Origin of the sequence: Acinetobacter sp. YH12040 (assembly GCF_013420005.1) — a bacterium.
Lineage (GTDB): Bacteria > Pseudomonadota > Gammaproteobacteria > Pseudomonadales > Moraxellaceae > Acinetobacter > Acinetobacter amyesii.
Map to the genome: position 1 here is coordinate 51,128 of NZ_VOZB01000014.1, position 21,273 is coordinate 72,400.

Annotated in this window: 22 protein-coding genes and 1 pseudogene; 14 read left to right on the plus strand and 9 right to left on the minus strand. The window is 39.9% G+C overall.

Annotated features, from left to right (window positions below):
• Window positions 1–52: 52 nt before the first annotated feature.
• Together thrS and infC are read left to right on the plus strand one after the other, a co-directional pair.
• On the plus strand, window positions 53–1,975 hold the full coding sequence (gene thrS / locus FTT99_RS14325; RefSeq protein ID WP_078189589.1) for a threonine--tRNA ligase: 1,923 nt from the start codon (window positions 53–55) through the stop codon (window positions 1,973–1,975).
• 5 nt (window positions 1,976–1,980) lie between these two features.
• On the plus strand, window positions 1,981–2,529 hold the full coding sequence (gene infC, locus FTT99_RS14330) for a translation initiation factor IF-3 (protein WP_078192643.1): 549 nt from the start codon (window positions 1,981–1,983) through the stop codon (window positions 2,527–2,529).
• A gap of 712 nt (window positions 2,530–3,241) precedes the next feature.
• On the opposite strand, the gene FTT99_RS14335 is transcribed toward infC, so the two are convergent.
• Complete coding sequence (locus FTT99_RS14335; protein WP_078192642.1) at window positions 3,242–3,703, minus strand: Hsp20 family protein; 462 nt, start codon at window positions 3,701–3,703, stop codon at window positions 3,242–3,244.
• Window positions 3,704–4,022: 319 nt separating this feature from the next.
• On the opposite strand from FTT99_RS14335, the gene FTT99_RS14340 reads away from it, so the two are divergent.
• Window positions 4,023–4,640, plus strand: coding sequence for a glutathione S-transferase N-terminal domain-containing protein (locus tag FTT99_RS14340; RefSeq protein WP_180130726.1), 618 nt, complete (start codon window positions 4,023–4,025; stop codon window positions 4,638–4,640).
• Between the two features lie 30 nt (window positions 4,641–4,670).
• Here the strand turns inward: FTT99_RS14340 and FTT99_RS14345 are convergent, their stop codons facing one another.
• Window positions 4,671–5,084 carry an energy transducer TonB gene (locus FTT99_RS14345; protein WP_180161615.1) on the minus strand — a complete coding sequence of 138 codons (414 nt, stop codon included), beginning with the start codon at window positions 5,082–5,084 and terminating at the stop codon, window positions 4,671–4,673.
• A gap of 181 nt (window positions 5,085–5,265) precedes the next feature.
• Here FTT99_RS14345 and FTT99_RS14350 point away from each other — a divergent pair, with 181 nt between their 5' ends.
• Both FTT99_RS14350 and FTT99_RS14355 read left to right on the plus strand, forming a co-directional pair.
• On the plus strand, window positions 5,266–5,550 hold the full coding sequence (locus FTT99_RS14350) for a hypothetical protein (RefSeq protein WP_078192639.1): 285 nt from the start codon (window positions 5,266–5,268) through the stop codon (window positions 5,548–5,550).
• A gap of 12 nt (window positions 5,551–5,562) precedes the next feature.
• Entirely contained in the window at window positions 5,563–5,991 is a 429-nt protein-coding gene (locus tag FTT99_RS14355; RefSeq protein WP_180130721.1) for a YqaA family protein, read from the plus strand.
• A gap of 57 nt (window positions 5,992–6,048) precedes the next feature.
• On the opposite strand, the gene FTT99_RS14360 is transcribed toward FTT99_RS14355, so the two are convergent.
• Window positions 6,049–6,783 carry an energy transducer TonB gene (locus tag FTT99_RS14360; RefSeq protein ID WP_180130718.1) on the minus strand — a complete coding sequence of 245 codons (735 nt, stop codon included), beginning with the start codon at window positions 6,781–6,783 and terminating at the stop codon, window positions 6,049–6,051.
• 104 nt (window positions 6,784–6,887) lie between these two features.
• Window positions 6,888–8,141: an MFS transporter gene (locus FTT99_RS14365; protein ID WP_180130758.1), complete on the minus strand. Its 1,254-nt coding sequence runs from the start codon at window positions 8,139–8,141 to the stop codon at window positions 6,888–6,890.
• A gap of 223 nt (window positions 8,142–8,364) precedes the next feature.
• On the opposite strand from FTT99_RS14365, the gene rpmI reads away from it, so the two are divergent.
• Together rpmI and rplT are read left to right on the plus strand one after the other, a co-directional pair.
• A complete protein-coding gene (rpmI, locus tag FTT99_RS14370) occupies window positions 8,365–8,559 on the plus strand; it encodes a 50S ribosomal protein L35 (protein ID WP_065994397.1) in 195 nt (64 codons plus the stop codon).
• Window positions 8,560–8,570: 11 nt separating this feature from the next.
• Window positions 8,571–8,930, plus strand: coding sequence for a 50S ribosomal protein L20 (gene rplT, locus FTT99_RS14375; RefSeq protein ID WP_004647525.1), 360 nt, complete (start codon window positions 8,571–8,573; stop codon window positions 8,928–8,930).
• Window positions 8,931–8,997: 67 nt separating this feature from the next.
• Here the strand turns inward: rplT and FTT99_RS14380 are convergent, their stop codons facing one another.
• Window positions 8,998–9,963 carry a hypothetical protein gene (locus FTT99_RS14380; protein WP_180130715.1) on the minus strand — a complete coding sequence of 322 codons (966 nt, stop codon included), beginning with the start codon at window positions 9,961–9,963 and terminating at the stop codon, window positions 8,998–9,000.
• 284 nt (window positions 9,964–10,247) lie between these two features.
• On the opposite strand from FTT99_RS14380, the pseudogene FTT99_RS14385 reads away from it, so the two are divergent.
• The 3 genes and pseudogenes from FTT99_RS14385 (at window position 10,248) to FTT99_RS14395 (ending at window position 11,545) form a co-directional block, all read left to right on the plus strand.
• Window positions 10,248–10,601: pseudogene (locus FTT99_RS14385) on the plus strand (hypothetical protein).
• Window positions 10,602–10,671: 70 nt separating this feature from the next.
• Window positions 10,672–11,223: an adenylate kinase gene (locus tag FTT99_RS14390; protein WP_180130712.1), complete on the plus strand. Its 552-nt coding sequence runs from the start codon at window positions 10,672–10,674 to the stop codon at window positions 11,221–11,223.
• A 109-nt stretch (window positions 11,224–11,332) separates the two neighbouring features.
• A complete protein-coding gene (locus tag FTT99_RS14395) occupies window positions 11,333–11,545 on the plus strand; it encodes a hypothetical protein (RefSeq protein WP_111884721.1) in 213 nt (70 codons plus the stop codon).
• 84 nt (window positions 11,546–11,629) lie between these two features.
• On the opposite strand, the gene FTT99_RS14400 is transcribed toward FTT99_RS14395, so the two are convergent.
• Window positions 11,630–12,658 (minus strand): hypothetical protein, encoded by a 1,029-nt coding sequence (locus FTT99_RS14400; RefSeq protein ID WP_180130709.1) that lies wholly within the window; start codon window positions 12,656–12,658, stop codon window positions 11,630–11,632.
• A 159-nt stretch (window positions 12,659–12,817) separates the two neighbouring features.
• On the opposite strand from FTT99_RS14400, the gene pheS reads away from it, so the two are divergent.
• From pheS to FTT99_RS14415, 3 genes are all read left to right on the plus strand, one after another.
• Complete coding sequence (pheS, locus tag FTT99_RS14405) at window positions 12,818–13,798, plus strand: phenylalanine--tRNA ligase subunit alpha (RefSeq protein ID WP_180024390.1); 981 nt, start codon at window positions 12,818–12,820, stop codon at window positions 13,796–13,798.
• A gap of 130 nt (window positions 13,799–13,928) precedes the next feature.
• Complete coding sequence (gene pheT, locus FTT99_RS14410; RefSeq protein ID WP_180130706.1) at window positions 13,929–16,310, plus strand: phenylalanine--tRNA ligase subunit beta; 2,382 nt, start codon at window positions 13,929–13,931, stop codon at window positions 16,308–16,310.
• Complete coding sequence (locus FTT99_RS14415; protein ID WP_004783565.1) at window positions 16,307–16,603, plus strand: integration host factor subunit alpha; 297 nt, start codon at window positions 16,307–16,309, stop codon at window positions 16,601–16,603. Before pheT ends, FTT99_RS14415 begins: the two co-directional genes overlap by 4 nt.
• A 302-nt stretch (window positions 16,604–16,905) precedes the next feature.
• On the opposite strand, the gene FTT99_RS14420 is transcribed toward FTT99_RS14415, so the two are convergent.
• From FTT99_RS14420 to trxA, 3 genes are all read right to left on the minus strand, one after another.
• Window positions 16,906–17,151 carry a hypothetical protein gene (locus FTT99_RS14420; RefSeq protein ID WP_078192631.1) on the minus strand — a complete coding sequence of 82 codons (246 nt, stop codon included), beginning with the start codon at window positions 17,149–17,151 and terminating at the stop codon, window positions 16,906–16,908.
• A 412-nt stretch (window positions 17,152–17,563) separates the two neighbouring features.
• Entirely contained in the window at window positions 17,564–18,832 is a 1,269-nt protein-coding gene (rho, locus tag FTT99_RS14425) for a transcription termination factor Rho (RefSeq protein WP_067731074.1), read from the minus strand.
• A gap of 323 nt (window positions 18,833–19,155) precedes the next feature.
• Window positions 19,156–19,482 carry a thioredoxin gene (gene trxA, locus FTT99_RS14430; RefSeq protein ID WP_078192629.1) on the minus strand — a complete coding sequence of 109 codons (327 nt, stop codon included), beginning with the start codon at window positions 19,480–19,482 and terminating at the stop codon, window positions 19,156–19,158.
• Window positions 19,483–19,748: 266 nt separating this feature from the next.
• Between trxA and ppx the strand changes: the two genes are divergently transcribed.
• Entirely contained in the window at window positions 19,749–21,269 is a 1,521-nt protein-coding gene (gene ppx / locus FTT99_RS14435; RefSeq protein WP_180130703.1) for an exopolyphosphatase, read from the plus strand.
• Window positions 21,270–21,273: the final 4 nt, after the last annotated feature.

Genomic DNA, 21,273 nt, shown 5'->3' on the forward strand with positions numbered 1-21,273 from the left:
CTCGCGGTGACATGCTCCATTGTACGGGGCATCACTCCTTAAGGATTTTTATATGCCAATTATCACTTTGCCAAATGGCGATCAAAAAGAATTTGATCATGCCGTGTCTGTGATGGAAGTTGCTCAAAGCATCGGTCCTGGTCTAGCAAAAAATACAGTTGCGGGTCGTGTAAACGATCGTTTAGTTGATGCGTCTGATTTAATTACAGAAGATGCTAGCCTACAAATTATCACGCCTAAAGATGAAGATGGTATTCACATTATTCGTCACTCTTGTGCGCACTTGGTGGGTCATGCAGTTAAGCAATTGTTCCCAGAAGCAAAGATGGTCATTGGTCCTGTCATTGAAGAAGGTTTCTACTATGACATCTGGATGCCACGTCCGTTTACTTTAGATGACATGGCAGCAATCGAAGAGCGCATGAAAAAGCTCATCGACCAAGACTATGATGTCATCAAAAAAATGACTCCACGTGATGAAGTGATCAAAGAGTTCACTGCACGCGGCGAAGAATACAAACTGCGTCTGATCGAAGACATGCCTGAAGAAACTGAAATGGGCTTGTATTACCATCAAGACTACTTGGATATGTGCCGTGGTCCGCACGTTCCAAATACTAAATTCTTAAAATCGTTCAAGTTGACTAAAATCTCTGGTGCTTACTGGCGTGGTGATGCGAAAAACGAACAGCTACAACGTATTTACGGTACAGCTTGGGCGGACAAAAAACAGTTAGCTGCCTACATTAAACGTATTGAAGAAGCTGAAAAACGCGATCACCGTAAAATTGGTAAAGCGTTAGACTTGTTCCATATGCAAGAAGAAGCACCAGGTATGGTGTTCTGGCATCCGAACGGCTGGACGATTTACCAAGTGCTTGAACAATACATGCGTAAAGTTCAACAAGCTAATGGTTACCAAGAAATTCGTACACCGCAAGTGGTTGATTTCACGCTTTGGGAAAAATCAGGGCACGCAGCTAACTATGCTGAAAACATGTTTACGACTCACTCAGAGAACCGTAATTATGCAGTAAAACCAATGAACTGCCCATGTCACGTGCAAGTGTTCAACCAAGGTTTAAAATCTTACCGTGACCTGCCAATCCGTTTAGCTGAGTTTGGCTCATGTCACCGTAACGAACCATCGGGTTCATTACACGGCATTATGCGTGTACGTGGCTTTACACAAGATGATGCGCATATCTTCTGTACCAAAGAACAAATCGGTACTGAAGTTGCAGACTTTATTAAACTGACATTAGATGTTTATAAAGACTTCGGCTTTGAAGAAGTACAAATGAAGTTGTCGACACGTCCAGAAAAACGTGTGGGTGATGACAAACTTTGGGACATGGCAGAAAAATCTTTAGCAGATGCTTTAGATGCTGCAGGCCTAGAGTGGGAACTTCAACCGGGTGAAGGTGCATTCTACGGTCCGAAAATTGAATTCTCATTGAAAGACTGCTTAGGTCGTGTATGGCAGTGCGGTACAATTCAATGTGACTTTAACTTACCAGAACGTTTAGATGCGTCTTATGTGACTGAAGATAACGACCGTGATCAGCCTGTAATGTTGCACCGTGCAATTCTTGGCAGTTTCGAGCGTTTTATTGGTATACTTATTGAACACTATGCTGGTTTCATGCCACCTTGGTTGTCTCCAATTCAAGCATGTGTGATGAACATTACCGATTCACAAGCTGAAGCATGTGAGTCAGTCGTCGCTAAACTTAAAGAAAGCGGTATCCGCGCGATTTCAGACTTGAGAAATGAGAAAATCGGCTTTAAGATTCGTGAACGTACTTTAGAGCGTATTCCTTACTTATTGGTTCTTGGGGACCGTGAAGTTGAGGAAGGTACTGTAAACGTCCGTACTCGCTCTGGAAAAAATTTGGGTACTATGTCAATTGATGCATTCGTTGACCTAGTAAAAGCAGCCGTAGCCGAACGCGGCCGGTACATTGTGGAGTAAAAGCGATTAAACAGCCTGACCGTAATCAACAGGGCGGAAAATCAAACCGTCCTGCCTTGAATGATGAAATTCGTGCAAAAGAAGTCCGTCTAGTAGACGAAAATGGCGAGCAAAAAGGGATTGTATCTCTTGCTGACGCTTTGCGTGCTGCAGAAGCAGTAGATCTTGACCTTGTTGAGATTGTTGCTAATGCTGAGCCACCAGTCTGCAAAATCATGGATTTTAACAAGCATTTGTTTGATCTAAAACAAAAGCAAAAAGAAGCGAAGAAAAAACAACATCAAGTACAGGTGAAAGAAATCAAGCTACGCCCTGGTACTGATGTTGGTGACTACAACGTTAAACTACGTGCCATTATCAAGTTCCTTGAAGAAGGCAATAAGGTAAAAATCACGCTTCGTTTCCGTGGTCGTGAAATGGCACACCAACAGTTAGGTTTGGCTCAATTGCAAAAAATTGAAGCTGACGTGGTTGACTATGGTGTTGTTGAACAAACACCAAAAATGGAAGGCCGTCAAATGGGTATGCTGCTTGGTCCTAAAAAGAAAAAGTAAGTATCCATTAAAAAAGCACTGCATTTGCAGTGCTTTTTTTTTGCCTATATTTTGGTTTTTTAATCTCAATGATGTTCAAGGGCACCAATAATTTTTGCTGCGTATTGATTGTAAAATAGAGCAAAATTCATGAATGCGAACTTATGTCTGAGGGTATTAAGTAAGTTTCTTTAAGAAAGACAAATTTGATTATATTTTAATTGATATTCAATCGTTGTTTCGATTCAGACGTTTTGAAATGCTTTAATTTAGTTTTAATGTAGGTATGAAGTGAGCAAAGCTTTTTATTGAGCTAACTATGTGAGATCTTTTTACATAAAACAGGCCGTGAAATAGGGGTTTTCAGTACCCTCCAATAGATTTTCATCTTGGTAATATTAGGTCGTATATTCCATGTCATAAAAGCGATCAGAACAAAGTACATTTCATATAAATAGATAGTAATACAGAGTAGGATTATTTTTTGCAAGATACGCCAAAATTTAAAAAGAGTAGATGAACAGCTTGTAAGCCAGACCCACCAAGGATTCATTAAAAACACCTATGGGTAAGATTAAGTTTAGAATAGATAAAAAACGAAACATATAAATTGGAATCGAGACACTATATTCTTGAGATGGCATGATTTTTTATTCTTGTTTGTCATGTTTTGAATCTAACTAATTTTCTTAATATAAAAAAGACCCCGAAGGGTCTTTTTTTTTATGAGAGTTTACTCAGCGATATTTTCTTGGACAGGACTTTCTATCAATGCCTTTTTGCCAATTGGAATTTGGCGTGGTAGTTTTTCTTCAGGAATAATACGCTGTAAGTCCACTGTCAATAAACCATTTTCATATAGGGCTTGTTGCACTTCTATATGTTCATCTAAGCGTAAAGACAGTTTAAATGTACGACGAGCAATGCCTTTATGCAGGAATTCCACAGTTGTATCTTGCGCTTCAGTTGGTTTACCTGAAATGCTTAGCACTTGATTTTCTAAGTTTAGCGAAAGTTCATCTTCTGTAAAACCTGCGGTTGCCACCACAATGCGATAGCTATTTTCAGCCGTTTTTTCAATATTGTATGGCGGGTAATTTGGAGTGTCGCTTTGCATGGCATAATCAAATAAATCGTTGAAACGATCAAAACCAATGCTACGACGGAAAAGTGGGTTAAGATTTAAACTACTCATAATTAGAACTCTCTTTAATAAGCAAAGTTGTAACAATAAGAAAGAAATGTTCAGTGATGCTTGGCATCCACTGTTCACTAACAAGATCGTTTGATCCTTGTACATGTATCAATATCGGTCTGTGCTGATTTTTTTCAAGGGATTTTTATAAAAAAATTATATTTTTTGAATTTTTGTACCTTAAGTGATTTTAAAAGCAAAGTGATAATTCACATTTTAACGTTACTTTTCAGAAAAACTGACAAGCTTTCACTGGATTAAACATGTTATACATAAAGCAAAATGAGATTGCCTTACTGAAAATTAAAAAGGAATATAGATGATTGATCTCTACTATTGGGGTACACCCAATGGACATAAAATTACCATCGCTTTAGAAGAAATGGGTTTGGAATACCAAATTTTTCCGATTAATATCTTGGAAAATGATCAATTTCAGCCAGACTTTTTGAGAATTTCTCCGAACAATAAAATCCCTGCAATCGTGGATCAGAATGGCCCACGAGGAGAGTCAATTTCAGTTTTTGAGTCTGGTGCGATTCTGCAATATCTTGGACGTAAAACAGGTTTGTTTTATCCAGAAGATGAGTTTGAGCGCGTTGAAGTTGAACAATGGTTGATGTGGCAAATGGGTGGTTTTGGGCCCATGTTAGGACAAAATCATCATTTTAGTCGTTTTGCACCTGAACGTATTCCGTATGCAACTGAACGTTATGTAAATGAATCTAAACGCTTATATAAAGTTTTGAACCATCAGTTGATTGGTCAAAAATTTGTGGCTGGAGAGTATTCGATTGCAGATATGGCTATTCTGCCTTGGGCGCTGCGTCATGAATGGCAGCAAATTCAGTTGGAAGATTATCCATACGTGAAAGACTATATCGATCGACTGACGGTCCGTCCAGCGGTACAAAAAGCCTTAACAATACAGGTTTAAAAAAAGAGCATGGAAACATGCTCTTTTTTTTTATGAAATGAATAGAAGCTTTTTCCACCAAGGTCTTTGGTTTTCTTTCAGGGTCTTGAGTGAGAAGGGCTGTAAGGCAACAAAGGGGGAGGCTACACCATTTTCGATATAAGGTTTGAACTTGGCACGTAAAAGTGACTGCTCAACCCGCTTATCAATGTGTGTAAGTCCAGAGCTTTTGATTAATTTAGCTTTTTGAACTTCGCCGGTGGCTAAAACATACAATTTAAAACTAAGGTCACGATTTTGATTGCCCAGATCGTCATTGTTGAAGTTAAAGATAGGTCGCTTTTGCCAAATCATTTGATCTTGTGTAATCAGGTGTTGTTTGGCAACTTCAGAAGGACTTTGTGCATATAAAGCGGTCAAAATTTGTAATAACACGATAAAACTTAAGCAAAGAATTTTTTTCATAAAGTGAGTTAAAATTATTCAATATTTGCGTGGCAGATTAGAAGTCTCATGTATAAAAGTAAAGTGCGGAAAGACTCACCTTAAGATTTTAGATAGGACGGAAGAAAATTCTAACGCTGTGTTAGAATGCGGCGCTGCCGAAAAGAACGCGTTGTTGACGGCTTAGTTGGACGATTTTGCGATGAAAGACTTTTTCTTAAATTTTACCCGTATTGTTGAAAATAACCCAAGAATCTATTGGAGTATTATTTTTGGTATTGCAGGCTGCTTAGTGCTATTTGTCGCTGAAATTGTGCATGTTCAAAATATTCTTGCAGATTTACATACCAAAGATCAAAACTTGATGCGAGCTGCGATTGAACCGATTTCTTCACAATATAAATGGTCGAGAATCGTTGTAATTGTTGCAGCAGTGCTTTGGTCAAATTTTGAATATTTGAAGTCGAAGAAAAAATTAGGTCTCTAAGCATTCGTTTCGATGTGGTCGTTTTTAGTTTTATTCTTCGCGGCATTTGGGGCTGCGACCTTACTTCCTTTACAGTCCGAAGCCGTATTGCTCGGCTTGTTGAGCTATGGTCAACATAATCCATGGCTGCTGATTGTGGTGGCCAGTATTGGTAATATTCTCGGTTCTTGTGCGAATTGGTGGCTTGGTTTAAAAGTAGAACATTATAAAAATAAAACATGGTTTCCAGTGTCAGAGCTGAAAATGCAGCAGGCACAGGGCATTTATCACAAATATGGCTATTGGTCTTTGCTACTGAGTTGGCTGCCGATAATTGGAGACCCAATTACTTTAATCGCGGGTTTAATGAAAGAAAACTTTTGGCGCTTTGTATTGATGGTTACCGTGGCGAAAACAGGGCGTTATCTCTGTATTTATCTTATATTTTTAGGTTTTTTCTGAGATAAAAAACAGGGCATTGAAATATTCAATCCCTGTTTGAAAAGTTGAATCTATTATTTATTTACAGCCATTCACTTTAAATTGAATTTCATCTTTAAAGTTCGACTTTTTGTAGATCCAAAGGGTGCTCGCAGTACGTTTAACCGAGATCTGACTATTTCTTAGTGCTTCAACGACTTTCTGATCGAGTACATAAATGCCAGAGCCTTGCTTGATCTTGACCTTTTTTACTTGTCCGTGTTTATCCACTTTAAAGTTAAATTTGACTTTACGATCGTGCTGTTTCAACTCATGACTAGTGAGATCTAATTTTGGTTGATATACATATTGGAATGGCGTTTTCTTATCTGCACTCTGTGCATTCCAAACTTTTGAATCAAAGTTGAAATCACATTCAGGCGTATTGCCTTTAACTCTCAAATTAAACGCTTGATAGCCAATAATGGCTTTGGATTCACCATTTTCTAAATGTGGTTTGACTTTAGCTTTTTTGACAGCAGCAATTAAGATTCGGTCGAGTTGATCGACCCCTGTACTTTCTTCAACACTTGCATCGGTAATGGTGCCTTTTGCATTTGCTGTAACACGAATAATGGCCGCGCGGTCACGTTGCTTGAGGTCTTCATTGGCATATACCGGTTTTGGAAAAACCGACCAATTTAAACGCGTGGTTAAATGCGCAGGAGCAACTTCAATATTCTGTGCCGGAAGTTGATGGGTTTTGGTTGAAGCACTAAACGCTGTAGAAAATGGAGCGCAGGCCAAAAGGGTTAAGCACAGATATTGTTTCATAAGTCTATTCTAAGATCACAAAGTGAGTGATGAATGCGTCGATATTGCTGCGCAGTATTTCCTGTATTGGAAATACTGGCAAGGTTTAAATGGAAAATATGCCATTATTTTTTTGACTGATGGGTAATGTCGATCCCAAACAAGTCACGGGTTTTTGCCCAACTGATTGCAACTACAGCCATGGTCATACAGCCACCAAAGATTGTCGCCATGATCGTGCCCATATATTTTGCAGCCAATCCAGATTCAAATGCACCGAGTTCATTACTACTGGAGACAAACATGCCATTGACCGCGGCAACACGCCCACGCATATTTTCCGGCGGATAGAGCTGTAAAATAGTTTGGCGAACCACCACAGAGATGCTGTCACATGCACCAGTCATTGCCAGTGCAAAGAGTGATAACCAAAGATTGCTTGAAAATGCGAATAAAATGGTAAATACACCAAAACCCGCTACAGCCAATAACATATTACGCCATGCATGATGAGTTGGAGGGAATTTGGTCAATGCAATCATGGTGATCAGGGCGCCAATAGACGGTGCTGCCCGTAAGTAGCCTAAACCTTCAGGCCCCACTTTTAAAATATCTTCGGCAAAAATCGGTAAGAGGGCAATCACGCCACCAAAAAGCACAGAAACTAAATCGAGTGAAATCGCCCAAAGGACAATTTTGGTTTTCCAGATAAAACGAAAACCTTCACTTAAACTATCTTTTAAATTGTCAGATTCAATTTTAGGGAAACTGCGTTTACTGAGCAGATTAATGAGGACGAAGCAGACCGTTAGTAGTGCTGCAACACTGAGCAAACTGGTTTCACGGCCTAAAAATGCCAACATAAAACCGCCAAGCATTGGCCCAATAATCACCCCACTTTGCCAACCAATCGTTGTCCATGTTGCACCATTGGCATAGAGCTCCCGCGGGATTAAAAAAGGTTTAAGCGACGTTGCCGAGGGATTATAGAAACCACGGATCGTTCCAAGCCCAAAAATGACCGCATAAATCCTCCAAGACAGTTGGGTGACATCAATTTGGCCGAGACTATATTGGTGAAATAACCCCCAAAGAATCAGTGGCATCGGTACAGAAAAAAACAGACAAATTTTCATAATGGTCTGTTTATTGAAACGATCTGCAAAGTATCCTCCCCACAAAGAGAGAGCAATAAAAGGAATTGCTTCGGCTAAACCAATTAAGCCTAGTGTTAGCGGGTCTTTAGTGATTTGATACAGTGAGTAAGCAACAATAATTTCTTGAATCAAAATGGCTAAGGTCAGACAAAATTGATTAAGCGTAACAATCGAGAAATCCCGATAACGTAGGGCTGCAAAAGCATCCTGTGCAGGTTTCATAATGGACATTAATAGTTGGCGTGCCGACATTATATAAGCCTTATTGGGCATCGCTTATAAAATCATCGGAAAATCTATATCAGAAAATTAATTAAGTTCGATATTCGGTAGAAAGATTCGCTTTTGTTTTGAGCAAAGATGCTTTAGAATACTCGCTCCCTTACCTGCAGGGCGTCTTTGCAATGGTGCAGGCGTGCCGAACAGGTGTTCAAAAGAGGTTCTTATGCCTAAGATGAAAACTCGCCGTGGTGCAGCTAAACGCTTCAAGCCAACTGCAAACGGTTTTAAACGTCACCAAGCGTTCAAACGACACATTTTGACCAAAAAATCTGCTAAGCGTATCCGTCAATTACGCGGCTGTGTAATGGTTCACGTAAGTGACGTTGCTTCAGTTCGCCGTATGTGCCCATACATCTAAGGAGATTATAAATGGCTCGTGTTAAACGTGGTGTACAGGCTCATCGCCGTCATAAAAAAATTCTTGCTCGTGCTAAAGGTTACTACGGCGCTCGTTCACGCGTATATCGCGTAGCGTTCCAAGCAGTAATCAAAGCAGGTCAATATGCTTACCGTGACCGTCGTCAAAAGAAACGTCAATTCCGTGCTCTATGGATTGCGCGTATCAATGCTGGTGCTCGTCAAAATGGTTTGTCGTACAGCCGTATGATCGCTGGCTTGAAAAAAGCTCAAGTGATTATCGACCGTCGCGTACTTGCTGACATCGCTATGCATGACGCAGTTGCGTTTGCTGCTTTAGCTTCTAAAGCTAAAGATGCATTAGCTGCATAAGTCTTTATGACTTAAAAAGGGACCGCTTTTAGCGGTCTTTTTTTATGGACGAATTTGATTAGACATCTTATTTTTTCGACCATATGGCTAAAAACACAATGATGCCAATTGTGATTGCGGCAAATTTTATAAACTCAAATTGTTTAAAAAGTAAATAAAAGCCATAAAGTAAAGCGAATAGCATGGCAAAAATTAAAACTAAAGAAAAAAATACAACCCATGGTTTTTCAGGCTCTTTATCTGTTGAAGTGTTGGTGGCGGAAAGAGCTTGATTAGATGTTGACTTGAAATAATTAACTTTGGGGTATTTTTTCTGTAGTTGTTTGAGTACAGCTTTCTCTTCATCATTGACTAAATTTTCGCGGTTGAAATGATTGGCTGTATAGCACGTGACATCTACATGGTGTTCTGACAGTTTGTACTCATAATCCAATAGTTGTGCATTTTCTTCGGTTGTAAATAAATGGATCGGTGAGCTTTCGTTTTTTACATGTTTTAAATTTTGGATAGCAGCTTCGATTGAATTGAGCATTTCAAGCAGACTTAATCCAACTTGAGGTGAAGCTTGAGGATTCTCCAAAAGAGGGAGTGAGTCATCCAGAAGGCCATAATAATACAAATTATGGATTAGTTTAAATTGAGGCTGAATGTGGGTAGAAAACGGATGTTCAAATAAATCCAGTTGAATGCTATTTACTAAACTGCTCCAACTCGATTTTTTATCAAAGTAAAAGCATTCGTTCCGCTGTTGTTGATTGAGCTCAATTAATGTAAACAGTCCGAATGCGTCATGAAATTGTGTGGAACTTGCACCCCAAAACTCCCGAGGATCACCAATAGGGCTGATATCTAAAATTTTCGTTTCAGATTGGATTTGAACCAGTGCAAAGGCTTGATTTAAATTGTTGTGGAAAACAGCAAGAGGGTAGTTGGTTTTTACAAAGTCAAAATGAGGATGTTGATTAAGTTTTGCATGCTCAAAAAGAAGATCAAATGGATAAAGTGAGCATGTTCTAATCCGCTTTTCAGCCATATACATAATCAAATGATCAACTGAGTCATGTAGTAATGCATTGGTTTTAAAATCGCGAATCAAGAAAATGTCGCAAGCTTGGCCGCACCATGGGTGCAAAATCTCGTCATAGTAAATTTTCTGGTTAAAAAAGCGTTGAGCGTTATATTGCAAACCAAGAATAAATTGCTCGTAATGATCTATCATAATGAAGCATTTTTTTATTTTTCAATTGTAAGCTATCTTAGCTTTAATTTGATTTAAGAGGTAACTGCTTGATGCGCAAATAGTATCACTTCCGCCGAGTGGGTGATGATACGTATATTTGGGATGTACATCGTTTAGTAAAACTCAGTCAAAATTTTAAGATTCAGCAAATCCCTGTAAATGACATTTAGGAGTTAAATGAAGCATATTAATTTCCAAAATCTGCACCGACCACACAGCAAATTATTGAACATCTGCAATTGGTAAATGCTGCGGACTTAAGTTATCCCATTATTTTATGTGCCAGTGGTCGAGTGATGGATGGTATGCATCGAGTCGCAAAAGCATGCATTGCTAATCAGTCAGATATATTAGCCGTTCAATTTGAACAAACCCCAAAGCCTGACTTTATCAATATCGATGCAGATCTTTTGGATTATCGTGAAGAATAAAAGTTAACCTACAGATCCAATGCTGCTATCTTGAAGTAGATACACCAGACTCAAGTAGATCATCATGACAATGAAAAGAATAAACGTAGTCGGTACATCGGCCACTGGAAAATCAACCTTTTCCAGAGCTTTGGCGGACAAAATAGGGTTACATTATATTGAACTGGATAACCTATTTTGGCTAGATGATTGGCAGGAGTGTCCTGACGAAATCTTTTTTGCACGTATCGGAGCTGAAATTGCTAAAGCGAAAAATGGTTATGTTATTGATGGCAATTATACTCGGGCGATTCCTGTTAAATGGTCTGAAATAGATACGGTGATATGGTTAGACCTTCCGTTTCCAGTCAATTTATACCGCTCTGTAAAGCGCGCAATTTCTCGGGCTAAGTCCAAACAAGATCTTTGGCCAGATTCAAATAATCAGGAAAGTTTGTGGCGGATGTTTGGTCGAGATTCCATTGTCTGGTGGATGATTAAAACCCATAAAACGAATCGTGAAAAATATCTACAGATGATGAATGCACCTGAATATCAACATATTCAATGGATTCGTTTAAAGTCTGCAAATGCAGTTGATGCATTTTTAGAACAATTGGACTCTTATATTTTTGATGTTTAAGTTTTGATGTTTATCAATAAAAAGTGCAGTTAAGTTACAGAAATAATCTTTATACCGCGCTTTGCGCCATGCCTAATGTATGGATAGAAAAGAACAAAAGGAAAATAAAATGTTGGCTGAAATAGTTGGTATGGGTCAAGGTAGCATTACTGTAGAGCTCGAAATGATTCCCCGCAAAGGTGAGGCAGTCAAAATCATGTATGGTGCAGACGCAGAGCTTGAGGGGGAAGTAGTCTCTGTCAGTCATTATATTAATCAACATGCCGATCAGCATCGCGTTCGATTAGAAATTCGTCCGTTTAATTATTTAACGACCTCATAATTTTGAGGTCTTTCATAGATAAGCATGTTCATAAAAAAGCCCTTCCATGAGAAGGGCTTTTTAGTGTTGATCACATTTATACAGTTAAAGTCCGAAGTAATAAGCCAATAAGCAAATCACTACCGTAATAATAATTAAGGTAATCACTCCACCTGCACCAGGTTTATGGGTTGGATTTTGCGTGTGTGCATGCTGAGGATTTGATTTTCTTTGTTCAGTTTTAAATCCATCCAGAGGAGAGCTTTCGACCACAGGAGTTAAACGTGCAGTTTTATAGTGATTAGCGACTTTCACAATAAATTTAGCCGTTAAATCTTCAGTTTTTTGAGCAAAATGGCGTAAATTTAACTGTTCTTCAGGTGTATAGATGCTGCCATCTGCATGATAGGGATGCTGAATTTTAGACTGAATGTGGCGGTTTAATGCATCTAAGCGATGTAAGCTGTCATGTGCGAAATCTGCTTGTGCATCCGTTGGCAAGAGTGCGAGTTTTGCGGATTCATTCGATTCGCTGCTTAGATCGGGCTGCGTACCATAATAAGGTGTCCCTAACACCTCCGGCTCAATAAAACCTTCCGCAGGTTTTTGTAAAAATAATTCTGCTTCAGTGAAGTTATGAATATCATCCCATTTTGGTAACTGCATATCTGCTTCGATGCGTTTAATGAGTTTATGGTTCAGCTCATAGCGCCAAAAGGTTTCTCGACGAATTTGCAGTTGTTGGGATGCCGGTGCTTCATAGTCATTTTCTGCGTTATACCACTCGGCAAGTTCTTTACCAAAAATCCATGCCTGCTTTTTATTTTTTTCGTGGCTTACAATAAAATGGGCAAAGGGAAGAAGTTCAACGTTAGCATTCGGATTTTGTTCATCATTCAGCAAGCTGGAGCTATGTAAACTTAAGCGTTGTACCCCTTGTTTTTTTAAGCCTTCTAGCCAAATTTGGAAATGTTGAGCCAATAAATGCTGTGATAGCAAATCACGAAAATGGAAACTGTGCTGATCAAAAATGTGGTGATTCAACCAACGTTGAAAACTCAAACCTTGGTTGAGAAATTCATTGCCATAAGTGACGAGTGTGAGCTGTTGTTTCCAGATTGGATCGAGTGCCATAAAGATTGGATCCCATTGATATTGTGTTTATCTTATACTTTTTTTAAAACTTGATGCTAATGCAATTTTAACTTGTGAATGCGCTTCATCATAACGGCTAAAAACTGTTAGAATAAGGGGTTTATATTATTTTTTTAAATTGTTGCTTTGAGAGTTACTATGTCACTGGAAGCCCTGACCACTGAAGCGCTCGCTGCGATTGCAGCAGCAGAGGACCTTGCTACACTCGACCAAGTGCGAGTGCAATTTACAGGGAAGAAAAGCCAGCTCGCGGAACAATCGAAGTCGCTCGGTAAAATGGACCCAGAAGAACGTAAAGTTTTTGGTGCTCAAATTCATGCCGTTCGTGAATCGATTACTGGCGCACTGACTGCTCGTCAAGCTGAATTACAAAAAGCTGCATTAGAACAAAAGCTTGCTAGCGAAACGATTGATATTACTTTACCCGGCCGTGGTCAAACGGTCGGTAGTATTCACCCTGTGACTCAAGTTCAAGAACGTATTTGCCAATTCTTTACCAAAGCTGGCTTTACTGTTGCGACCGGTCCAGAAGTTGAAGATGATTATCACAACTTTGAAGCATTGAACATTCCGGGTCATCACCCTGCACGTGCGATGCACGACACTTTCTATTTTGATGCGAATCATTTACTTCGTACTCATACCTCAGGCGTGCAAATTCGTACGATGGAAACTCAGCAGCCTCCAATCCGTATTGTGTGTCCTGGTCGTGTTTATCGCTGTGACTCGGACCAAACGCATTCGCCAATGTTCCATCAAATCGAAGGTTTGTATGTGGCTGAAAACACCAGCTTTGCAGAACTTAAAGGTTTGTTAGTGAACTTGCTAAATGAATTCTTTGAAAAAGATTTGAAAGTACGTTTCCGTCCATCTTATTTCCCATTTACAGAGCCAAGTGCGGAAGTGGATATCATGGATGAACGTGGTAAATGGTTGGAAGTTTTGGGCTGCGGTATGGTGCATCCAAACGTTTTACAAGCCGCTGGCATTGACCCAGAAAAATACAAAGGCTTTGCCTTCGGTTTAGGTGTAGAACGTTTTGCAATGTTGCGTTATGGCATTAATGACCTACGTATGTTCTACCAAAATGATGTGCGTTTCTTACGCCAATTTGCTTAAACAGTTTTATACCTCTCCCTAACCTCTCCTAAAAGGAGAGGGGGTGTCCATCATGACTTAGGGTTCGTCCTCTTTCTTTAAAGGGGCGCTAGAGGGGATTAGAAATTTAGAATTAATAGGTTTTTATACAATGAAAATTAGCGAAAATTGGTTGCGTACATGGGTTAACCCAGCCATTGATAGCGATACACTTTCTGACCAACTGACCATGTTAGGTTTAGAAGTTGATGATTTATCTCCTGCTGCAAAACCATTTACTGGTGTAGTAGTCGGTGAAGTTTTAACAGTGGTTCAACATCCCGATGCTGACCGTTTACGTGTCACTACTGTAAACATCGGTTCAGGCGAGCCGTTACAAATCGTTTGTGGCGCTCCAAACGTACGTGTAGGCATGAAAGCTCCTGTAGCAACCATTGGTGCAGTACTTCCGGGCGATTTCAAAATTAAAAAAAGCAAGCTTCGTGGTGTTGAATCACAAGGCATGCTGTGCGGTGCGTCTGAAATTGATCTTGAAGACAAAATCGACGGTCTATTGGAGCTTCCTGCAGATGCTCCTGTAGGCACAAATATTCGTGAATACTTAGATCTTGATGACAATGTCATTGATATTAGTATTACACCAAACCGTGGAGACTGTTTCAGTATTCGTGGTATTGCACGTGAAATTGGTGTGATTAATCAACTCCCTGTGACTGCCCCTGAAATTAAAGAAGTTGCTGCAACAATTACTGATGAGAAGAAAGTTGTTGTTGAAACTGATGGTTGCCCACGCTATTTAGGTCGTGTGATCAAAAACGTGAATACCAAAGCACCAACTCCTGAGTGGATGGAGCGTGCATTGGCTCGTGCGGGCATCCGTCAGCACAGTATTTTGGTCGATATTACCAACTACGTTTTAATGGAATTGGGTCAACCTTTACATGCATTCGATGGCGGTAAAGTTGAAGGTTCAGTTCGTGTACGCCAAGCAACAGCAGCAGAAAAATTAACGTTGTTGAATGAACAAGAAGTTGAATTACCTGAAAACGTGATGGTAATTGCGGATGATCAAAAAGCTTTGGCGATTGCAGGAATCATGGGTGGCCTAAGTTCAGCGGTTTCTGATGATACCACTGAAATTTTCCTTGAGTCGGCGTTCTTTGATCAACTCTATATCGCAGGTCGTGCACGTAGTTTTGGTTTGCATACTGATGCATCTCAGCGTTATGAACGCGGTGTAGACTTTGAATTGCCGATGACGGCAATGCACCGTGCTTCTCAACTTATCGCTGATTTAGCTGGTGGTGAGTTTGGTCCAATTACTGTTGCTGAAAAAGTAGAGCTATTACCAAATCGTGAAGCCATTGAACTGAACCAAGCGCAAGTCGATCAACTGCTTGGTTATAAAGTTGAATCTGCATTTATTACCGATGCTTTAACGCGTTTGGGTTGCAATGTCACTGTGAAAGCAGAAGGTGAGTGGACAGTTGTACCGCCATCACACCGCTTTGATATGGCGATTTATCAAGACCTCATCGAAGAAGTGGCACGTATTCACGGTTACGACAATATTCAAATTAGCTTGCCGGTGATTGACGTCAAACTGGCGAAATACCAAGACCAATTTGAATTGGTTCAGTTACGTCAAACTGCAGTGGCTTTGGGTTATCAAGAAGCAATTAGCTTTAGCTTTGCAGATGCGAAACTAGAGAAACAATTGAATCCACAGGTTCAACCACTAGCGCTTGCAAACCCGATTTCTAGCGATCTTGCAGTGATGCGTTCAACCTTATTATCAAGTTTGATCCCATGTGTGCAATACAACGTGAACCGTCAGCAAAATCGTGTTCGTTTCTATGAGCTTGGTCTACGTTTTGATTATCAAGGTGCGAACAGCATTCATGATCTTAAACAGATCCCAACCTTTGCACTGGTTGCAACAGGTTCACGTACGACTGAATCTTGGCATGGTAAAGCACAGCCTATGGATTTCTTTGACTTTAAAGGCGATGTAGAGGAGATTTTAAATTCTGCACGTTTAAATGTTGAATATGTACGTTCAGAGCGTACGTGGTTACATCCAGGGCAATCTGCTGAAATCTTAGTCAATGGTCAATCAATTGGTTACTTTGGTCGTTTACACCCATCTTTAGAAGATGAGTTGGATTTGGCGACTACTTGGGTTGCTGAATTAGATCAATCGGCTGTTTTGCAAACTTATGTATCTAATTTTACAGAATTATCACGTTTTCCGTCGGTTCGACGTGATATTGCGCTTTTAATTAGTGATAAGATTAATGTTAGTGAAATTCAGCAACTTATCGAAAAAACCGGCGGTGAGCTTTTAGACGCGGTTTGGTTATTCGATGTGTACACTGGTCAAGGTGTCGAAGAAGGCAAGCGCTCATTGGCGTTTGCAATTCAATGGCAACATCCAACACGTACATTAGAAGATGCTGAAATCAAAACCGGTATGGATAACATACTTCAGGTGTTGGAAAACACTTACCAGGCGACATTGAGGGCTTCATGACAGCATTAACAAAAGCAGAAATGGCTGATCATTTAAGTGAGCTCACGAGTTTAAACCGTCGTGAAGCAAAACAAATGGTCGAGTTATTCTTCGATGAGATTAGCCAAGCGCTAATCTCTGGGGAACAAGTTAAACTCTCAGGTTTCGGTAACTTCGAGTTGCGTGATAAACGTCAACGCCCAGGCCGTAACCCGAAAACGGGTGAAGAAATTCCGATTTCTGCCCGTCGTGTAGTGACCTTCCGTGCGGGACAAAAATTCCGTCAACGTGTTGGAAATGAGCAGATCAATTGATCTGCTTTTTTTTGCCTTTGATTTAGGAGGCGCAGTGCTCATCATCTATCGCACAATTCATGTTGAAGAATATTCGTTTTAAAGTGAGACGATATAGTTGAGTTGAGTTGAGTTGAGTTGAGTTGAGTTGTCGTAGAGGTTGATTGTGGCTTGCCTTTAGCTAAATTGTCAGTTTTTATTTTTCAATAAGCATGGGCTTAGTATTTTGAATTTTAGCTCTTTTTATGAACTAGGGTTTAAAGTTTGAGGCAATAAAAAAGAGAGCCAAAGGGCTCTCTTTTTGTGCTGAATAATCGGTTAGATTATTGAGCTTCAGAAGCAGCAGCAGTAGCTTCAGATGCAGCAGCAGTAGCTTCAGATGCAGCAGCAGTAGCTTCAGATGCAGCAGCAGAAGCTTCAACAGCAGCAGCGTCAGACGCAGCAACTACTTCAGAAGCAGCAGCTTCAGATGCAGCAGCAGGAGCAGCTTCTTCAGTTTTTTTAGCACAACCAACGAAAGCTAAAGTAGTAGCAACTGCAGCAGCAATAGCGATTTTTTTGAATAACATGGCATCACTCTCTAAAATATGAGATTAAAAAATAACCTGCGTTAGTCTGTTGTGTGCTTTTATTATGCCTAATTTGAATAGGTATTAAAAATGCATAGAGCAGTCTAACTGGTCTGCGTGTATGCTATCACTGAGTATTTTGAAATGCTACTAGTGACTTTGAAAAAACCGTTAAAAATAGGTGAAAAACGGCCATTTTTTAACAGAAAATAACAATTAAGAGAAAGTTTTATATTGGCGAAATAGCAAATAAACTACTAAAAAGAATAGGGTTTTTTTACATATATTTTTTATAATCATAAACTTGAAAATAAGTTTACATGGAGATCTATCAAATGTTTCTTTGTGTAACTAAAGTCAACCAAATAAAAAGGCCATCGTTATAGATGGCCTTTTCAGTCAAACATTCAACTTAGTTGGATGCTTTACGTTTCATTTGATCGAAGAAATCATCATTGGTTTTGGTTTCTTTCATGCGATCAAGCAAGAATTCCATCGCTGCAAGTTCGTCTTGTGTATGAAGTAATTTACGTAAAATCCAAACTTTACGTAGGTTATCTTCAGACATCAAACGCTCTTCACGACGTGTACCTGATTTTTTGATGTTCATCGCAGGGAACACGCGTTTTTCAGCAATACGACGGTCTAGGGTAATTTCTTGGTTACCTGTACCTTTGAATTCTTCGTAGATCACTTCATCCATCTTACTGCCAGTTTCAATCAAGGCAGTTGAGATAATTGTCAGTGAACCACCTTCTTCGATATTACGTGCTGCACCGAAGAAACGTTTTGGACGTTCTAAAGCATGGGCATCCACACCACCAGTAAGAACTTTACCAGATGAAGGGATTACAGTGTTGTAAGCACGTGCTAAACGAGTAATTGAGTCAAGCAAAATCACTACATCTTTTTTGTGTTCAACAAGACGTTTAGCTTTTTCAATCACCATCTCTGCAACTTGTACGTGACGAGCTGGTGATTCATCGAATGTTGAAGCAACCACTTCACCACGAACAGTACGTTCCATTTCTGTTACTTCTTCAGGACGTTCGTCAATCAGAAGGACAATCAAGAAACATTCAGGATTGTTACGAACAATCGACTGAGCGATGTTTTGTAACAACATGGTTTTACCCGCTTTTGGCGGTGCAACGATAATTGAACGTTGACCTTTACCAATCGGAGCAACCAAGTCAACGACACGCGCAGTTAAGTCTTCTGTTGTACCATTACCTAATTCCATTACCAATTGTTCGGTTGGAAATAAAGGTGTTAAGTTTTCGAAAAGAATCTTATTACGTGAGTTTTCGGGTGTGTCGTAGTTAATTTGATTAACTTTTAATAATGCAAAGTAACGTTCGCCTTCTTTAGGTGGACGAATCGTACCTGTAATAGTGTCACCAGTACGAAGGTTGAAGCGACGGATTTGTGATGGGCTCACATAGATATCGTCAGGGCCGGCTAGGTAAGAACCCGCTGCAGAGCGTAAGAAACCAAAGCCGTCCGACAGAATTTCTAGAACGCCATCACCAAAAATCTCTTCGCCGTTCATTGCGTGGCGCTTTAAGATGGCAAAAATAATATCTTGCTTACGGTTACGAGCCATTCCTTCGAGGCCCATAAACTCGGCAATCTTGATGAGTTCGCCAATCGGTTTTTTCTTGAGTTCGGTTAAGTTCATAGGTGGTCAGATAGAATCTAAAATTCTGAGGTACAGGTTGGAAAAGGGAGCAACAAATGTGCCGCGATCATGCAAGAAACGATAGCAATTGGTTTGCACAAAACAATTCAGAGATCTGATTCGTTATATGAAGAGAGATGTGAAAAACAATTCTGTTGCCGAGCGGCATTTTATGTGTTGTGTTGTAAGAAAATGACAGGATTTGAGATCCTTAATTTCTTGAGTAAACAATATAAGAGAGAACACAGCATTTGTCAATTTATCAACCAAAAAAATACGCTGTGTAAAACAGCGTATTTTCGAGTGTTTTTATCGAAAAAATATTAGATGTTTTCTTCGATGAAAGCTGTCAATTTAGATTTTGGTGCTGCACCGACTTGGGTTGCTACAACTTCGCCGTTTTTAAACATTAATAATGCAGGAATGTTACGGATGTTGTAGTTTACAGCTGTTTGTTCGCAAGAAGTTACGTCTACTTTAACGATTTTAACTTTGCCTTCAAACTCAGTTGAAAGTACTTCAAGTACAGGTGCAATGGCTTTACAAGGAGCACACCAACCTGCCCAGAAATCTACAAGTACAGGAGTATCAGACTCTAGTACATCGGCTTGGAAGTTTTCATCAGTTGTATTTACGATATTGCCAGACATGGATTTTGCTCCGGAATTAATTTTTAAGTTGACTCTATGTTTATAAGTATTACATAGCCAACTATAACAATGTAGGGGGTTATGTAAATTTTCGACCTGAATGGCGAGTTTGTCTAATGGATGATCACGATGCCGATGATCGTGTATGACTATCATTGCTTCAGATAAAAAATCGATAAGTTCCGCCCGAACTACTCATAAATGGCTTTTAAATTACATGTATGTGAATTAATCTAAGCACAATTCTGAACAGGTTTTTTTGAATAATGTCTGATTTTTTGATTGATGAAGAATTACTTGCTGCTATCGATATGGGATCGAACAGCTTCCACTTGGCTATCGCACGCGTAGACCATGGTGAAGTGAAAAAAGTTGCATCAATGTCAGAAAAAGTACAGCTTGCCGCTGGTCTAGACGAAAATAAAAATTTGACTGAAGCCGCACAGCAACGAGGATTAGCCTGCCTAGCACGTTTTGTGGGACGTTTAAATCCTGTCCAAGCCAACCGTTTACGTATTGTAGCGACCAATGCCTTGCGCCAAGCAAAAAATGGTCATGAATTTATTCAAAAAGCCGCTGAAATTTTACCCAAGCCGATTGAAATCATTGCTGGTCGTGAAGAAGCCCGTCTAATTTATTTAGGGGTTTCACATACTATGGTAAATAGTGGTCGCCGCCTTGTGATTGATATCGGTGGGGGGTCAACAGAGTTGATTATTGGTGAAGAGTTTGAACCGATTCATACAGAATCTGTGCAAATGGGCTGTGTCGCTTTTACCAAAGCGTTTTTTGCTGATGGTGAAATTAACCTGAAAAGTTTTGATAAAGCGGTAAATGCTGCTCGTAAGGAAATCGCAGGCATTGCCAACACTTATAAAGCTGCGGGCTGGGATACTGTTGTCGGTTCAAGTGGCACGATCAAAGCATGTCGTCAGATTTGTGTCAATATGGGCTGGAGCAACGATCAGGAAGAACTGACACGTGACGGTTTATTTAAACTCAAAGATAAATTGCTTAAATATAAGCATGTCAATGAAATGGAATTTGATGGTCTAAAAGAAGACCGTCGAGCAGTTTTGCCAGCTGGCATTGCCATTTTGTATGCAGTCTTTGATGTGCTGAATATCGATAAATTGGTTTATTCTGATGGCGCGTTACGTGAAGGCGTGATGTACGACCTATTGGGACGTTTCCAACATGAAGATGTTCGTGACCGTTCTGTACATGCGTTGATGGGGCGCTACAACGCAGATATGAAACAAGCTGAGCGTGTGGTAAATACTGCGCAACAGCTGTTTAATGGTGTGGCGACCGCACTGAATTTGACCAGTGATGACAGTGATTTACTGCGTCGTGCAGCGTATTTGCATGAAATTGGCTTAGCGATCAGTCATAGTGGTTACCATCGTCATGGTGCCTATTTACTGCAACATTCGGATATTCCGGGTTTCTCACAAATTGATCAAAACCATTTGTCGCATTTAGTGGCGCATCATCGTCGTAAGTTACGTAGTGACGCGCGCATTGATGTGATGAAAGTCGGTGGTAACAAACTTGTTTACTTATGTCTATTGCTTCGTTTAGCAGTTTTATTAAATCATAGTCGCAGCGATGAGATGCTTCCTGCCATTGAATTAAGCGTGGACAATGCGCAACAATGGCAACTTAGTGTTTCTGGTGATGCCAAACAGTGGCCTTTGTTGGTTGCAGACTTGCATGATGAGCAAGTGCAATTTAAGCATTGGGATATTGAACTGAATATCCAGTCGGAACAATTTATCAATTAACAGA

Bases quoted from the DNA above. Each gene is read 5' to 3' on its own strand.
- rho (WP_067731074.1), bottom strand. From the start codon at position 18,832: ATGAACTTAACCGAACTCAAGAAAAAACCGATTGGCGAACTCATCAAG.
- FTT99_RS14365 (WP_180130758.1), bottom strand. From the start codon at position 8,141: ATGAAACCTGCACAGGATGCTTTTGCAGCCCTACGTTATCGGGATTTC.
- FTT99_RS14340 (WP_180130726.1), top strand. From the start codon at position 4,023: ATGATTGATCTCTACTATTGGGGTACACCCAATGGACATAAAATTACC.
- FTT99_RS14335 (WP_078192642.1), bottom strand. From the start codon at position 3,703: ATGAGTAGTTTAAATCTTAACCCACTTTTCCGTCGTAGCATTGGTTTT.
- ppx (WP_180130703.1), top strand. From the start codon at position 19,749: ATGTCTGATTTTTTGATTGATGAAGAATTACTTGCTGCTATCGATATG.
- pheS (WP_180024390.1), top strand. From the start codon at position 12,818: ATGTCACTGGAAGCCCTGACCACTGAAGCGCTCGCTGCGATTGCAGCA.
- FTT99_RS14355 (WP_180130721.1), top strand. From the start codon at position 5,563: ATGTGGTCGTTTTTAGTTTTATTCTTCGCGGCATTTGGGGCTGCGACC.
- FTT99_RS14380 (WP_180130715.1), bottom strand. From the start codon at position 9,963: ATGGCTGAAAAGCGGATTAGAACATGCTCACTTTATCCATTTGATCTT.
- rpmI (WP_065994397.1), top strand. From the start codon at position 8,365: ATGCCTAAGATGAAAACTCGCCGTGGTGCAGCTAAACGCTTCAAGCCA.
- trxA (WP_078192629.1), bottom strand. From the start codon at position 19,482: ATGTCTGGCAATATCGTAAATACAACTGATGAAAACTTCCAAGCCGAT.
- pheT (WP_180130706.1), top strand. From the start codon at position 13,929: ATGAAAATTAGCGAAAATTGGTTGCGTACATGGGTTAACCCAGCCATT.
- FTT99_RS14415 (WP_004783565.1), top strand. From the start codon at position 16,307: ATGACAGCATTAACAAAAGCAGAAATGGCTGATCATTTAAGTGAGCTC.
- FTT99_RS14400 (WP_180130709.1), bottom strand. From the start codon at position 12,658: ATGGCACTCGATCCAATCTGGAAACAACAGCTCACACTCGTCACTTAT.
- FTT99_RS14420 (WP_078192631.1), bottom strand. From the start codon at position 17,151: ATGTTATTCAAAAAAATCGCTATTGCTGCTGCAGTTGCTACTACTTTA.
- FTT99_RS14360 (WP_180130718.1), bottom strand. From the start codon at position 6,783: ATGAAACAATATCTGTGCTTAACCCTTTTGGCCTGCGCTCCATTTTCT.
- rplT (WP_004647525.1), top strand. From the start codon at position 8,571: ATGGCTCGTGTTAAACGTGGTGTACAGGCTCATCGCCGTCATAAAAAA.
- FTT99_RS14395 (WP_111884721.1), top strand. From the start codon at position 11,333: ATGTTGGCTGAAATAGTTGGTATGGGTCAAGGTAGCATTACTGTAGAG.
- FTT99_RS14390 (WP_180130712.1), top strand. From the start codon at position 10,672: ATGAAAAGAATAAACGTAGTCGGTACATCGGCCACTGGAAAATCAACC.
- FTT99_RS14345 (WP_180161615.1), bottom strand. From the start codon at position 5,084: ATGAAAAAAATTCTTTGCTTAAGTTTTATCGTGTTATTACAAATTTTG.
- FTT99_RS14350 (WP_078192639.1), top strand. From the start codon at position 5,266: ATGAAAGACTTTTTCTTAAATTTTACCCGTATTGTTGAAAATAACCCA.
- thrS (WP_078189589.1), top strand. From the start codon at position 53: ATGCCAATTATCACTTTGCCAAATGGCGATCAAAAAGAATTTGATCAT.